Below are 14,926 nucleotides of genomic sequence, written 5' to 3' on the forward strand. Positions count from 1 at the left end.
AAATGAAAAAAATTCTGTTTCACCTTGCTATTGGACTCTTGTTGTTTTCAAGCTGTCAATCAAAACCTGATAAAGTAAAAAAAGAAGTGCCTTTTGTCCAAAAAGAAACCAAAAAAGAAACGCCTCTAAAAACCGAAGCGAGTTTAAAACAGATTCTTTTGAAGCCTGAGGTTCCTATTTTGTGCTATCATCGCATCCGTAATATCCTTGCGAGTGATGGGCCAAATATGAAAACATACTCTGTAACTCCTGCTGATTTTGCACAGCAAATGAAGGCATTGGCAGATAACGGATATCATACCATTTTACCAGCACAACTCAATGAATATTTGCTTCACGACGGCAAATTACCATCAAAGCCTGTTATGATTACTTTTGATGATACTCGTGAAGAACATTTCAATATCGGGGCTGCCGAAATGAATAAATATGGTTTCAAAGGAGTCTTTTTTATTATGACCATTTCGATCAACCGTCCAAAATATATGACTATTGATCAAATTAAAAATTTGTCAGATAGCGGAAATGTTATTGGTGCCCATTCTTGGGATCATCATATGGTTACAAAATATGTTGGAGAAGATTGGAATGTGCAACTTACAAAACCAAAAAAGAAATTGGAAGAAATTATTGGAAAACCCGTAAATGATTTTGCTTACCCCGACGGAATCTGGAATCAAGCTGCTATTCCAGAAATTAAAAAAAGTGGTTATAAACATGCCTTTATCCTTTCGACTAAAAGAGATTCTTTAGAGCCTCTTTATACCATTAGAAGAATAATCGTTGCAGGAACTTGGTCTCCAACTGGTTTTCTTAAAGCAATGCAATCTAGCTTTAATAAATAATTTTTAGAATTTTTTAAAATCAACATTTTTATCTTTTACCCTATCTAAAAAATACTTTTCATAAAAAATACATTGTTTTTTTTAACACATACCCCTATTGAAATAGGGGTTTTTGTTTATTTGTCATTTTTATAAATATGAAATTAAAAAAAACAGAGTAAAAAAAAATATAATTCTCAAAATAAAATCTAGAAACAGCGAATATGAAATAAATTATCAAATAGTTACAAAAAAGATAATATCGATAAAAACAATACAATAAATTTGTCTTAAACAGCTATTATTTACAATAAAATATTAAAATATTTAACGATGAAAGATATGATGAAGATGATACCAAAATTAAACCCAAATGGTTGGGACGAAATGTTTTCAAGCAATGGCGTAAGAAGTTCCTATCGTAAAGTATTTCAAACAATACAAAACCTAAGTCACGAAAATCTAAGTCAGAAACAAAGTCAAGCGGCTGATTTTTTTATGAATCAGGGTATTACCTTCACAGTTTATAGCGACGACAATCAGGGTATCGAAAGAATTTTTCCTTTTGATATTATTCCAAGAATCATCACTCAAAAGGATTGGACGGAAGTAGAAACGGGAATAAAACAAAGACTAAAAGCACTCAATTTGTTTTTAGAAGACATTTATAATGAACAATTAATAATAAAAGATGGAATAATTCCAGCTTCATTAATAGCTTCCTGCCCACATTATATACAAGAGGTTCAAGGAATTAAAGTTCCTCATAACATCCATATTCACATTGCAGGTATAGATTTAATTCGAGGGGCAAAAGGAGAATTCTACGTGCTAGAAGACAATTTGAGATGTCCTAGTGGAGTAAGTTATATGCTTGAAAATAGGGAAATCACAAAAAGGATTTTTCCTGAAATGTTCGCTTCAAACGATGTGAAAATGGTGGCAAATTATCCAATGATTTTTCACAATATATTAATTTCTTTGTCTCCTAGAAATATTCCAAATCCAAATGTAGTCTTATTAACTCCTGGGGTATATAACTCTGCTTATTATGAGCATACTTTTTTAGCTCGACAAATGGGAATTCCTTTAGTCGAAGGAAGAGATTTAGTTGTCAACAACAACAAAGTATATATGAAAACCACTTCAGGGTTACGTCAAGTTGATGTTATTTACAGACGCTTGGACGATGAATATTTAGACCCACTTGTTTTTAAACCTGATAGTACTCTAGGCGTGCCCGGCTTAATGAGTGCCTACAAACTGGGTAACGTCGCCCTCGTTAATGCAGTGGGAAATGGAGTTGCAGATGACAAAGCTGTTTATGCTTATGTTCCGGATATGATACGTTTTTACCTTAACGAAGAACCTATCCTAAAAAATGTTCCCACTTACCAAATGGAAAATTTAGAAGAACGCGAATTGGTTTTTGCCGATATGGAAAATATGGTTATCAAGGAAACCAATCAAAGTGGTGGATACGGAATGGTTATGGGAAACAAAGCCACTGAAAAAGAATTGAAAGAAGCCAAAATTGCCATTTTAGCTAATCCTCGTAATTTTATTGCACAACCTATCATTCAACTTAGCACCGTGCCTTGTTTAATAGACGGAGAACTAAAATTGCGACACGTTGACTTGAGACCTTATGCTTTATGTGGTCCAAATGGCGTGAAAATTGTTCCAGGCGGACTTACAAGAGTTGCTCTTACTGAAGGATCATTAGTGGTCAATTCTTCGCAAGGAGGCGGAAGCAAGGATACTTGGATAGTAAAATAAATCGAAGGCTTTTTTCTAAGTCTTTTTAATAAAAATAAAATAAAATGAAAGTACATATGCTTAGTCGAGTAGCAGACGGAATGTTTTGGCTCAATCGATATATGGAAAGGACAGATGGAATGTTACTTACCCTTAACACCCTTTATATCTTGTCTTTCGACAAAGAGTCTGGGGATTCTCAGGGTTATAAACCCTTATTAGAATATTATACTGATTTGTCTCATAATCAAATAATTCAAGCACAATATGACACCTCCTTCGTGTTGAAATATATTGTTTGTGATAGCCAAAATAATAATTCTGTGAAAAACCTTATTATTAAAGCGCGTGAAAATGCAAGAGGATCACAAGATAAAATAACCAAAGAACTATGGGAACACATTAACGCCTTGTATCACTTTATGAATGCGCCTGATTTGCCAAAAAAATTAGAAACTTCGGAGGCATTATCAATAATCTCTAAACTCAACAAAGAATTTTTGATGTATAATGGCATTCTTCAAGTCACTATGCCAAGAGGATTGGGTTGGTGGTTTTCAAGTATTGGCAAACATATTGAAAGATGTTTGCAAACAATTTCAATGACACAAGCTTACTTTGCCCCTATTCATTATGACCTTGAAGGGAAAGAAGATTTGTTGTATTGGAGAAAATTATTGCTGTCATTATCTGGATACGAATTGTATTTAAAAAGTTATAGTAATATTCCACATAATCGCAAAGTTGTTCAACAAGTTATATTCAACAAAGATTTTGCTCATTCTGTAATCTACACATTGACATTGATAGAAAACTATTTAGACAGCTTATTTGAAGATAATAATTTGAGTGAAGCTAGAACCTTGCGCAATCAATTTGGAAGACTCAAAAGCTCAGTTGAGTTTACAGATTATCACAATCTTACCAATCAACAGCTTGAAGATGTGCTTAATAATACTAAGGCACAACTAATCGAGTTTTCAACAGATTTTTCTAAATTATTCTTTTCCTATACCTAATAAAAATGGCAGTTTTCAAAATAGTTCACATCACAAAATATCAATACAATTGGCCGATAAAAGAAAGTATTAACGAGGTGCGCATTTTTCCTCATAATTTTGACAATCAAGACGTGCTTCAATACCAACTTTTGATAACCAACAATCCTGTTGTCGAAATTTCGAAAGATTATTACGGCAATAGAGTTGGGTATTTTAATACTTTAAAAACACACGAAGAAATGACCATCGAATCAAGAATGCTGGTTCGTGTCAATCATTCGCTTAAAATTCCCGAAATCGATTCCACAACAGTGAAAGACTTAGAAAATGAAAAAGAAAAAAGCATTACTTTACTTCGACTTTCCTATCCAGAAACTATAGAAAAGCAAAAGAAAATTATTTCTATCCTGAAAAGAATGAATAGCGTTGACAAACCTATTATTGAAATCGCTAAACAATGCAATGAATATGTTTTTAAAAATTATACCTACACTAAAGGAATTACAAATATAGAAACAACGGTAGATGAACTCTTAGAAATCAAAAAAGGGGTTTGCCAAGATTTCGCGCGTGTGTTACTACAACTCTTGCGTACTGCCGGAATTCCTTCCAGATATGTAAGTGGCTATATTTGCCCTAATGAAAGTGGGCTAAGAGGAGAAGGCGCCACACACGCTTGGGTAGAATTTTATACTCCAACGCAAGGTTGGCTAGGTCTGGATCCTACTAACAATATTTGGACAATGGATAACTATGTCAAACTTTCGGTAGGAAGAAACTTTTGTGATTGTACACCTATAAAAGGTACTTTTAAAGGATTTGCAAAACAAACTCTTTCAGTATCTGTTTCTATTGGCTATGAAGACGGAAGACAATTTGAGGAAATAAATAATGTACAACTTCAAGAAGTTACCCCTGAACAACAAGCGCAACTTGACTATATCGAGCAACTTCAATACCAGCAACAGCAACAACAGTAGATTTTATTTATTTTAGGAAAACCTTTTGGAAGAGAATAACATCTACCAAGAGGCTTTTTATCACATATTAAACAACCAACTAGCAGGATTGTCATAAGTTGTGTTTTGCTTAATGATAAATTTAATAACCGTTCTTCCTGTGTCGCCATTGGTTCTTATTTTGCCAATACTTTGCTTTATGCTCACTTTATCTCCTTTGTTTACATAAACGGAACTTAAGTTTTGATATACGGTAAAATAATCCCCGTGCTGAATTAACACAGCTTTGTTTACGGGTGATAAAACAATAACACTCGTGACTTCTCCTCCAAAAACGGCTCTTGCGGTTGCTCCTTGATCAGTTGTGATTTCCACGCCACTATTATGAACCATCAAGTTGCTAAATTGTGGGTGCTTCTGATCTCCATACGGTAATGAAACAAAGCCTTTCTCAACTGGCCAAGGCAATTTGCCTTTATTGGCTCTGAAATTATCGGCCAATATTTTTGCTTCAGCAGTCAAAACTATTCTTGACGAAGACATTGCTTGTGTGGAAGAAACAATGGCTTTTGCACGCGTTTTTGTTTCTTCTTTTGTTTCACCAGCCTTCTTACTAGCTTCAGCTTTCTTCATGGCTGCTTCTTCAGCAGCTTTTCTATTCGCTTCGGCAATGGCTTCTCGTATTAATCTATCAATTTGTCTATCAATAGCTTGCGCTTCTTGTTGCTTTTTCTTGATATCAGAAGCTATCTTATTCTTGTCCTTTTTAATAGTTTTTACCAGTTTTTCCTGTTCTTTCTTTTCCTTTTCTAAAGACAATTTTTCCTTTTCATTTTCGACAATTAACTTTTGTTTAGCCGTTTTTTGAACGTTTAATTTTCCGTTGTAAACTATAAGTTGATTTGATTTTGTTTGTATTTCCTCGCCTTGCAATTTCCTGTAATTCGTATATTGCTTCATATATTGCACTCGCTTATAGGCTTGCAAAAAACTATTAGACGAAAGGATAAACATTGCTCTACTTTGTTCTGAGCGACTTTTATAGGATTTTACAATCATTCTAGAATAATCTTCCTTGAGTACCGCTAATTCTCTATTGAGTTTGTTGATTTTCATTTGATTGATGTACATATCATTGCTCAACAACTTAGTTTGCTTCTCGGTAGTGTTAATCAGTTTTTCTTTAAGTTTGATTTTATTAGTTTGAATCATAAATACATTCACAGCCGATTTTTCCTTTTTCTTAACCGATTGTAACAACGCTTCATTTTCCCTAATTTCTTTTTGAATTTGGGCTTTTCGTTCTTCTAATTTTTCTTGTTGGGTCGATTGGCTCCACATCAGTGAAGTCATAGCTATAAAAATCAGGCTTAGGAGAAATTTTGGCATCTTAAAAATATATTTATGCAAACTTAATTAATTAAAATTCTTTTATAACCATTTGGAACGCTATAAGGAAAAGAAAATTCTTCATTGAAGGTTATCGTGTTATAATCTAAATTGATTTCAGTTTTACGTCCCTTTTGATAGGTTTTTATAAGTACCGTCGAAGGCAATGTTGCTTCCTTGTAAAATACGTCATTTAAATAGTTAACCTGAATCATTCTTCCCTCTGCGGTTTGAGTTATTTCTTGTTTGGCGACAAAAAACTTTTCGGCATCAAAATAGAATGATTTCTTGGTGTTGTTGTCCTGTTCATTATCCAATCTGTAAGTTTGACCATCTACTGATTCAGTGTATTTTTCCTTTTTTAAATCGTCAATTGCTTGTCCTAGCAACATATTTTGTATTTTGTTATAATCTAAATCTGTCCCTAGCCATTGGCTTAAGGCACTGAAGTCGCCTTCAAAATAACTCCCATTTATTTTTTCGTAATAGTTTACGGCCGTTGGCGTAATCAAAGCTTTTGCCATTGTGATTCCCAAAAATCGAATACTAATCAAAATCTGTTCATCCTTCTTGATTTTTATTTCGGCGGTAACATTTTGCGTTTGTTTTCCATCCGAATATTTAGCGTTTGCTTTTATATATAATGTCGAAAAGTTGGTTTTATTGCTGTAGTAGTTTTCTATTATTTTATTGGCTTTTAAATGTGTTGCCGTTTCTGTTACCCCAACCATTACAGCTTTCGATTTGCAGGAAACAAAAGTTAGCGAACTAGCAAACCCAATAATCATTAATAACAATAATTTTTTCATTCGAATTTATTTGTTTTTTGTTTTTAGTAATTCATCTGCTTTAGAGAAATACAGTTCTTTTTTCTTTAAATCTCCCAATCCATTATAAGATTCACCCAATTGAATGTTGAAATTGATTTCCAAAACCACATCCTCAATGACATAATCCATTCCCATTTCCAGCATTTCTTTTGCTTTTTTGAATTGCTTCAACTGATTGTATGCCAAACCAGAGAAATAATAAAAATTGGGTTGTGTTGGGAATAATTCAACCATTGCAGTTGCTTTTTTGGCCAATACATCAAATTGCTTCGTCTCGATATACACTTGAAACAAAAACAAATTAGTTTCGACATCATCAACTGAATTGCTTTTTATAGCTTGCTCATAATAATGAATTGCTTTGTCCCACTGTTTTTTATTATGATAATATTTGCCTATTTCTTTGGCAACATCTACATTGTCGTCATTGTCAAAATAAGAAATAGCTTTTTCCAAATCAGGTGCAAATTGCGGATTCCTATCCACAAAAATCAAGAATTCATTCAAGATTCGGTGTTTGATTTTGGAATCCATTTTGGCACTTGCTAAAACTGTATTCATCGAATTTACTGCTTTTTCTCCTTCATTCAAATCTAGATAACTCTTAAATAAACCCACTTGTGCCCATTCCGATGTTGGAATTTCTGCTTCCAATTTTCGTGTAATTTCAAACGCTTTTTCTGCCTCATTATTTTCCGAATACAACTTAATCAAGGCAACATAATTCGATTCTTCTTTTGGATTTTTATTGATTTGGTCAATCAAATTATCAATTTCAACATTTTGATATTTCCCTTGAGACAAAATCTGCTTTTTGTATAATTCCCTCCTATCTGATTTACCAGTTTTATCATTCAACTCGTTAATGAGTGAGAGCGCTTTGTCAAATTGTTGCGTGTTCATATAAAGCGAAACCAAATCTTCCTTATAAATTTCATCAAATTCAATCAATTTATTGACCACGACAATTGCCCGATTAAAATTTTTGGTTTGATAATTTACGTCATACATTCCCAACCAAAACCATTTGTTTTTTGGGTCAATCTGAGTTGCTTTTTCGAATGAATTATAAGCTTGTTCATATTTTTTTAAAGCTAAATAATTTTTCCCTAATTCAGAATAAACAGTAGCATCATTGGATTCTATTTTCGAACATTCTTCTAATGCCTCTATGGCTTTATCATAATTCTCAATGCCTTTTTGCTTCAAAGACTCATAAAAATAATCTTGAAATTTATCTGTTTCAGGCTTGATTTCCTCAGGTTCAGTTTGTGCCAATAGCACTGCCGGATTGCAAAGCAAAACCAAGAATAAAAAGAATAAAACCGTTTTTTTCATTTAATTTTTTCAAATATTTCAATCAAAGGATTAAAATCCGTTACTACAATATGTCTCGTTCCTACGGAACTATCCTATAACATAATAGAGCCTTAGGATCGAACTATTTTGTAAGGCTGGACTTTAGTCCAACACCGAATAATCTCCAATACTAATGCTTGTAAAATTCCCGTCAAAACTGGCGTGATTCCCAATCATTGCATTGTCTAAATTGGCATTTTTTATATGAGAATGCATTTGTACCAAACTATTTTTTATGCAGCTATTACTCACGTGACAACCGTTTCCTAAAGATACATTGGGTCCAACGGTTGCGTTAATCAAAACCACGTCTTCGCCGATATAACAAGGAGGAATGATAGTTGAATTCTCCAATTTCACGTCGTAATCTACCAAATGTTCTCCGTCGTTGTGCAAAAATCCTAACATTCTAGAATTGGTTTCAACGGTAACATCTTTGTTTCCGCAATCCATCCATTCATCCACTTTACCGGGAACAAAAACCATACCCTTTGCCATCATTTGCTTGATACCATCGTTGATTTGATATTCTCCACCGTGAATAATATTATTGTTTAAAACTAGTTGCAATTCGTTTTTTAAAACGGCAACATCTTTGAAATAGTAAATTCCGATAACGGCAAGGTCAGAAACAAATTCTTTAGGCTTTTCTACTAGTTCAATAATTTGATTTGCTTTGTTTAAATTTACAACACCAAAAGCTTCCGGATGATCTACTTGTTTTACCCAAATAACGCTATCGGCGTTTTGATCTAAATCGAAATCGGCACGAATTAAAGTATCAGCATAAGCAATAACGGCTGGTCCACTCAAAGAATCTTTGGCACACATAATGGCGTGACCGGTTCCAAGTGCTTCGTTTTGGTAGTAAATCGTTCCTTTGGCACCTAATTTTTGAGCAATGGCAATTAGTTCTTCTTCTACTTTTTTGCCAAAACTTTCGTGAATGATAAAAGCAACTTCTTCAATTTTTTGATTTAAAACACTTGCTATATCTTCGACTAAACGATGCACAATTGGTTTTCCTGCTATTGGAATTAAGGGTTTTGGGATTGTTAATGTGTGCGGTCTTAATCTGGAACCTCGTCCGGCCATTGGTACTATTATTTTCATATCAGCCCCCTAACCCCCGAAGGGGGAACTGCTACTAGGGGTAAGTAGGATTTGAATTATGTTATTTTGTGTTATTTATCATTCATTCCCCCTTCGGGGGTTAGGGGGCTTTACTTCACTCCCGTGCTTCCAAAACCGCCTTCACCTCTAGATGTTTCGGATAATTCTTGAACTTCAATCCATTCGGCTCTTTCGTGCTTGGCGATGATGAGTTGTGCAATGCGTTCGCCGTTTTCTATTACGAAAGCTTCATTGGATAAATTTACTAAAATCACACCAATTTCTCCACGATAATCGGCATCGACAGTTCCTGGCGAATTCAATACTGTGATTCCTTTTTTGGCTGCCAAGCCACTTCTTGGTCGAACTTGTGCTTCGTAACCAATAGGCAATTCAATGAAAAGTCCGGTTTTTACGATGGCTCTTTCTAAAGGTTGCAAGGTAATTGATTCGGTTAGATTCGCTCGTAAATCCATTCCTGCCGAGGCTATGGTTTCATAGTTGGGCAAGTCGTGTTGCGATTTGTTGATGATGTTAATAGTCATTTTATTTTTTATTTTCTGAATTCAATTTAGAAAGAATTTCGTCTATTATTTTCGTTTCATCATTCCTAAAATGGTTTCTTTCTCATTGTGATAAATGAAATATAAGAATAGCGCTAACAATGGAACTCCGACAAAATAATTTTCTCTGAAATAATAAAACGATAGTATGGAAAACAGAATCGATAAGCCCATATAGCCTCCAATCCTTTTCATATCATACGGAATTGGGTAATATTTGTTGCCCAAAATGTACGAAATCAACATCATTGTACCGTAAGCTGCGATTGTCGCAATTGCCGAACCATAATAACTCATCGTGGGAATCAACAGGAAATTGAGTGCAAGTGTTACAATCGCCCCAACAATTGAAATATAGGCTCCGATATAAGTCTTGTCAATCAATTTGTACCAAACAGAAAGATTAGTGTAAATGCCTAGAAAAAAGTTGGCCAATATGATTAAAGGAACGACTTTCATCGCTTCCCAATACGAGGAATCGCGAATCATAAGTTGTTTGAAAACATCGGCAAAAACGATGACTGCCAGTAAAATAAAAGAACCAAAAATGACGAAATATTTGGTAACAGTGGCGTAGGTTTGAGGCGCATTTTTTTCGGAAGCGTGACTAAAAAAGAAGGGTTCGATTCCTAGAGTATAGGCAGTTCTATATAAAACCATAAACAAACCCAGTTTATAACAGGCCGAATAAACTCCCACTTGGGCATCGGCGATGTTGATGGGCAATAATTTTCCTAACAGGATTTTATCGAATTGTTCGTTGATGGCAAAGGCTATTCCAGCTATCATTATTGGCAAACCATAGCGCATCATTCGTTTCCATAAACTGAAATCGAAATTCCAGTTTAATGAAATGTAATTGGGCGACAATGCTACAAATGTCAATAAACTCGCCATAATATTAGAAACAAAAATATAACCAATTTCGAAATTCTCAGCGTACAAGGAACTTAAAAATCCTCCAGGATGAGTTGCTGCTATTTTGGGTAAATAAATTAAAAAGAAAAGATTTAATCCAAGGTTTACAACCACATTTCCAATTTTAATAATTGCATACGCCATTGGTCTTTGAGTTGCTCTTAATTTCGAAAACGGAACAATTACCAATGCATCAAGCACTAAAATCCAAATTGTATAGGTAATGTATTGTACATCTATTCCCGAAAATGCAGCTAACGCATTTCGGAATAATAATGCTGGAAACAAGAAGATTATTGTGGACCAAAAAACAGAAACCATCGTGGTTTCTACTACTGATTTTTTGTCGGATTCATTGTTATAAAATCTAAAAAATGAGGTTTCCATCCCATAAGCTAGAATGACATTGAAGAAAATCATATAGGCAAAAATGATGGTTACTTTGCCATATTCTTCTTTTGGAAGTAAATCTGTGTAAAGTGGCACCAACAAAAAACTAAACATTCGCGGCAAAACCGTTGCTAGTCCATAAATGGCAGTTTGTTTGAAAAGATTTTTATATAATCCCAAGTGAAAGCATATTTGATTAAAAAACAAAAATAACCATTTCTTTTGTTTAATCTTGATTTTATTGATTCAATCAAAAATTGTTTTTAAACCCTTTATTTATGTCAATCCGTCTTCGTTTAAGGTTTTTATAAAATGAAAACCTCTAGGATTATAACCCTGATTGTAATAAAAACGGTGAGCCGTAAAATTGCTAGTGTAAGCGTCAAGAACAATCATCGTACAATCTAAATCGGTTGCTTTTTGATTAACAAAATCGGTTAAAAGTTTTCCAACTCCTTTTGATCTATGGTCGGGATGAACAATAAAATTATCGATTTCCATATATTTCCCTGACCATAGTTTGATCCCATACCATAAACCAGTAAGTCCTAAGCATTCATCTCCATCAAAAACCGCAATCTGGGTGTAATTGTGTGGAATCATAGCTTCAAGGTAGGATTTATATTTTTCTTCAGAAATATTAGGATACAGATGGCGAATTATTCCGATTTGAGCAAACATTTGATCGATTGAGATGAGTTCTTCGGTTTTCAAAATTATATTAGTATTAGTATTAGGGTACAAAATTAACCAAATAAAAGAAGCTGTCTGATAACCGAAGCTGGTTTTTTATAAAAAAATAAATAAAAAAACCGTCTCAAATTTTGTTATGAGACGGCTTCTTTTAAAGTAGCCCCGCCGAGAATCGAACTCGGATCAAAAGTTTAGGAAACTCCCATTCTATCCGTTGAACTACGGGGCTGAAACCAAAAAAGGCTATCATTTCTGATGATTTTCAGAATATTATGTTATCTAACCAATTCACATCAGGCTTGAGGAAATTGTATCACCTATAAAACAATATTATAGAGACATTTTGGGCTATAGATTTCTATAAATCAAGAACGAATAAACGTACTAAGTGCTGTTTTAATGCCAGCAAATGTATCAAATTTTATTTAATTGGTATGAATTTACAATTTACAATTTGGCGATAATACACATATTGGGTTTATTGATATAAGGCATTTATTTTATTTGTTTAACACATAGATATGTCTGCCGATAGGCAGAAATATGGTTTTCATTAGTTTTATCAAGACTTTTTACTTAAATATAGTAAATCATTGCTATAAGAAACCAAGAATTGGTCTATCCAGAATCACAGTAAACTAATTAGTCAGCCCTTAAAAATAGGTCTTTTTAAGGGCTGACTATATAAGGTAATCCCATTGATGCCTATATTGTCTTTTAAAAATAGTAGAAACCCTTTTTCTATACCATATTCGTTTTTTGCTGCTATGAATTTTTTATCTAATTCAGTTCCCCAATTAAAATTCGTGTTTACATCGGCAATATTACCAGTAAATTTCAAAGTATAGGTTCCGGAGCTAGAAACCATTGTACAATAAACATCGGCTATAGGAATATTATTGGTTTTTGTATTAACTAAGGTCTCTAAAAACACATTAATATCCGTAGGTGAAAACATTGGGATAGGTACTGACATTATGGGCGATCCATCAGCACGAAATTTTCCTGATGGATAAGGGTTTATATGGACGTGAATACCACCCTTAAAATTAGATCCTGCAGGGGGAGTCATAGTGTTTGGATTACTGCTACTAACATAATCTAGAAATGTTCCATCTGCTTTTTGTACCACCCCAGTTTCTTTTAATAAACCTGTGTTCTTTTTAAGTAAATCTATTTTTGCTTTAAAAGCAGAATTACTGTTTTGTGTCTTTAATTTATCACAAGGGTCGAATAGATTATCAATAACTTCATTTCTAATAGTTACATATTTGTAGGTTTCATAAGAAGTTTCAGATTGTCCACAAGGCACGCTCATAGGTTCATCTACGGTGTAAGTTGTAATTGTGGTGTAAGCGTACTTTTTTGCGGTAATATTCCCAACGGTTATATTGTAATAATGATCCGTGTAGGATGAATAAGTAACATAGACATGTCCTGAAAGATGACATACGGGTACGCTGACTGTTTTCTTATTTTCTAAATGAAATTGATTAATGACATCGTTTAGAGGTATTAGTGCATTATTGGTGGATGGATTTATACTTTTTCCTTTAATCACCACTAGTTGGTCTATTTGCTTTCCGTACAATTCATAAACATTAAGTGTACCGGTAAAGCTGTCTATTTTTTGGATAGAATTAGGATACAAAGTTTGATTTAAACCAGAATAGATTTCAATTAAATAAGAGTAAATCTGATGCTAATCAACTCGTACTTTAATTTGTTTTGAAATAAATTGGATTTGATTATGGTCGGATTTTTTTCTTCAACCTCCATTTCATAAATTTCAATTCCATCCTTCTCCGTTCTCTTTATGCTTTCCCAATTTACAACCAAATTCTTAGCAAAAGTTTGATTTTTAAATTGATCCAGTTTCAAATCTTTTTTTAGTTGATTTGTAATGGCATCGGTTGGATTTATTACTGCAGTATCTTCAGGACTACAAGAGAAAAGCATCAAAATCAAAGCAACTAAACAAAACTTAAAGTTTAAATTTTGTTTTTTGTTTTTTGTTTTTTTTCATAAATTAGTATGCTTTAAAATTTGAGTTCTAAAGTAAAAATAAATTCTTACAAACCACATTTTTTATTAAATAATTTCACTCCCTTTTGGTATTCTTCAGAAAGTTGAATTTAAAATTAAAGAAAAAAAGAGTTCACCATCGCGAACTCTTTTCTAATTTTAAGCGTTATTTTCTTTAATCTTGGCCTTGATTTTTTCTTCCAATTCATCGGCTAATTCAGGATTGTCTTTGATTAACGATTTCACAGCATCACGACCTTGTCCTAATTTGGTGTCGCCATAACTGAACCAAGAACCCGCTTTTTTGATGATTTCGAATTCAACGGCCAAATCTAAGATTTCACCTGTTTTCGAAATTCCTTCTCCATACATAATGTCAAATTCAGCCACTTTAAAAGGCGGAGCCACTTTGTTTTTTACCACTTTCACTTTGGTTCTGTTTCCAAGAACATTATCGCCATCTTTTATTTGAGTTGAACGACGAATATCCAACCGAACCGAAGCATAAAACTTCAACGCATTTCCACCTGTTGTAGTTTCTGGATTTCCGAACATTACGCCAATTTTCTCTCTCAACTGGTTGATGAAGAAAACGGTACAATTGGTTTTGCTGATGGTTCCAGTTAATTTTCTTAAGGCTTGAGACATCAAACGAGCATGAAGACCCATTTTAGAATCTCCCATTTCGCCTTCGATTTCACTTTTTGGAGTCAAAGCAGCAACCGAGTCAATTACCACAATATCAATTGCTCCAGAACGAATTAAGTTCTCGGCAATTTCCAAAGCTTGTTCCCCGTTGTCGGGTTGCGATATGATTAAGTTTTCGATATCAACGCCTAATTTTTCGGCATAATTTCTATCGAAAGCGTGTTCTGCATCTATAAAAGCAGCAATTCCACCTGCTTTTTGGGCTTCGGCAATGGCGTGCAAAGTCAAAGTTGTTTTTCCAGAAGATTCCGGACCGTATATTTCAATCACTCTTCCTCTTGGATAACCTCCAACTCCCAAGGCTAAATCGATTCCCAAAGATCCAGAAGAAATAGTTTCTACTTCTACAATGGCTTTGTCGCCCATTTTCATTACGGTGCCTTTTCCGTAAGTTTT

Annotated in this window: 14 protein-coding genes and 1 tRNA gene; 4 read left to right on the top strand and 11 right to left on the bottom strand. The window is 33.9% G+C overall.

Annotated elements, in window-relative coordinates:
* The 4 genes from PHC28_RS07245 to PHC28_RS07260 all read left to right on the top strand — a co-directional run.
* Positions 1–845: polysaccharide deacetylase family protein (locus tag PHC28_RS07245; protein WP_300097801.1), on the top strand; the 845-nt coding region annotated here is incomplete at its 5' end.
* Between the two features lie 321 nt (positions 846–1,166).
* A complete protein-coding gene (locus PHC28_RS07250) occupies positions 1,167–2,603 on the top strand; it encodes a circularly permuted type 2 ATP-grasp protein (protein WP_300097804.1) in 1,437 nt (478 codons plus the stop codon).
* Between the two features lie 44 nt (positions 2,604–2,647).
* Entirely contained in the window at positions 2,648–3,601 is a 954-nt protein-coding gene (locus PHC28_RS07255; RefSeq protein WP_300097808.1) for an alpha-E domain-containing protein, read from the top strand.
* A 5-nt stretch (positions 3,602–3,606) separates the two neighbouring features.
* Positions 3,607–4,563 (top strand): transglutaminase family protein, encoded by a 957-nt coding sequence (locus tag PHC28_RS07260; RefSeq protein ID WP_300097811.1) that lies wholly within the window; start codon positions 3,607–3,609, stop codon positions 4,561–4,563.
* A 60-nt stretch (positions 4,564–4,623) separates the two neighbouring features.
* Here the strand turns inward: PHC28_RS07260 and PHC28_RS07265 are convergent, their stop codons facing one another.
* From PHC28_RS07265 to recA, 11 genes are all read right to left on the bottom strand, one after another.
* Complete coding sequence (locus PHC28_RS07265; protein WP_300097814.1) at positions 4,624–5,931, bottom strand: peptidoglycan DD-metalloendopeptidase family protein; 1,308 nt, start codon at positions 5,929–5,931, stop codon at positions 4,624–4,626.
* Between the two features lie 23 nt (positions 5,932–5,954).
* Entirely contained in the window at positions 5,955–6,740 is a 786-nt protein-coding gene (locus PHC28_RS07270) for a DUF4292 domain-containing protein (RefSeq protein WP_300097817.1), read from the bottom strand.
* A gap of 6 nt (positions 6,741–6,746) precedes the next feature.
* On the bottom strand, positions 6,747–8,099 hold the full coding sequence (locus PHC28_RS07275; RefSeq protein ID WP_300097820.1) for a tetratricopeptide repeat protein: 1,353 nt from the start codon (positions 8,097–8,099) through the stop codon (positions 6,747–6,749).
* A gap of 123 nt (positions 8,100–8,222) precedes the next feature.
* Positions 8,223–9,233, bottom strand: a complete 1,011-nt coding sequence (locus tag PHC28_RS07280) for a sugar phosphate nucleotidyltransferase (protein WP_300097823.1) — start codon at positions 9,231–9,233, stop codon at positions 8,223–8,225.
* A gap of 110 nt (positions 9,234–9,343) precedes the next feature.
* Entirely contained in the window at positions 9,344–9,778 is a 435-nt protein-coding gene (dut, locus tag PHC28_RS07285; protein WP_300097827.1) for a dUTP diphosphatase, read from the bottom strand.
* Between the two features lie 45 nt (positions 9,779–9,823).
* Positions 9,824–11,284 carry an oligosaccharide flippase family protein gene (locus PHC28_RS07290; RefSeq protein WP_300097831.1) on the bottom strand — a complete coding sequence of 487 codons (1,461 nt, stop codon included), beginning with the start codon at positions 11,282–11,284 and terminating at the stop codon, positions 9,824–9,826.
* A 96-nt stretch (positions 11,285–11,380) separates the two neighbouring features.
* Positions 11,381–11,818 (bottom strand): GNAT family N-acetyltransferase, encoded by a 438-nt coding sequence (locus PHC28_RS07295; RefSeq protein WP_367278004.1) that lies wholly within the window; start codon positions 11,816–11,818, stop codon positions 11,381–11,383.
* 136 nt (positions 11,819–11,954) lie between these two features.
* Positions 11,955–12,026: transfer RNA gene (locus PHC28_RS07300), tRNA-Arg, on the bottom strand.
* Between the two features lie 417 nt (positions 12,027–12,443).
* Positions 12,444–13,448, bottom strand: a complete 1,005-nt coding sequence (locus tag PHC28_RS07305; protein ID WP_300097834.1) for a hypothetical protein — start codon at positions 13,446–13,448, stop codon at positions 12,444–12,446.
* A gap of 29 nt (positions 13,449–13,477) precedes the next feature.
* Positions 13,478–13,756 (bottom strand): hypothetical protein, encoded by a 279-nt coding sequence (locus PHC28_RS07310; RefSeq protein WP_300097837.1) that lies wholly within the window; start codon positions 13,754–13,756, stop codon positions 13,478–13,480.
* A gap of 225 nt (positions 13,757–13,981) precedes the next feature.
* Positions 13,982–14,926 (bottom strand): recombinase RecA (gene recA, locus PHC28_RS07315; protein WP_300097840.1); only part of this gene is annotated, 945 nt, incomplete at its 5' end.

This window comes from Flavobacterium sp. (assembly GCF_028712645.1).
GTDB lineage: Bacteria > Bacteroidota > Bacteroidia > Flavobacteriales > Flavobacteriaceae > Flavobacterium.

Coding starts and splice junctions, on each gene's coding strand:
- PHC28_RS07310 (WP_300097837.1), bottom strand. CDS start 13,756: ATGCTTTTCTCTTGTAGTCCTGAAGATACTGCAGTAATAAATCCAACC.
- PHC28_RS07270 (WP_300097817.1), bottom strand. CDS start 6,740: ATGAAAAAATTATTGTTATTAATGATTATTGGGTTTGCTAGTTCGCTA.
- PHC28_RS07250 (WP_300097804.1), top strand. CDS start 1,167: ATGATGAAGATGATACCAAAATTAAACCCAAATGGTTGGGACGAAATG.
- PHC28_RS07275 (WP_300097820.1), bottom strand. CDS start 8,099: ATGAAAAAAACGGTTTTATTCTTTTTATTCTTGGTTTTGCTTTGCAAT.
- dut (WP_300097827.1), bottom strand. CDS start 9,778: ATGACTATTAACATCATCAACAAATCGCAACACGACTTGCCCAACTAT.
- PHC28_RS07255 (WP_300097808.1), top strand. CDS start 2,648: ATGAAAGTACATATGCTTAGTCGAGTAGCAGACGGAATGTTTTGGCTC.
- PHC28_RS07260 (WP_300097811.1), top strand. CDS start 3,607: ATGGCAGTTTTCAAAATAGTTCACATCACAAAATATCAATACAATTGG.
- PHC28_RS07280 (WP_300097823.1), bottom strand. CDS start 9,233: ATGAAAATAATAGTACCAATGGCCGGACGAGGTTCCAGATTAAGACCG.
- PHC28_RS07265 (WP_300097814.1), bottom strand. CDS start 5,931: ATGCCAAAATTTCTCCTAAGCCTGATTTTTATAGCTATGACTTCACTG.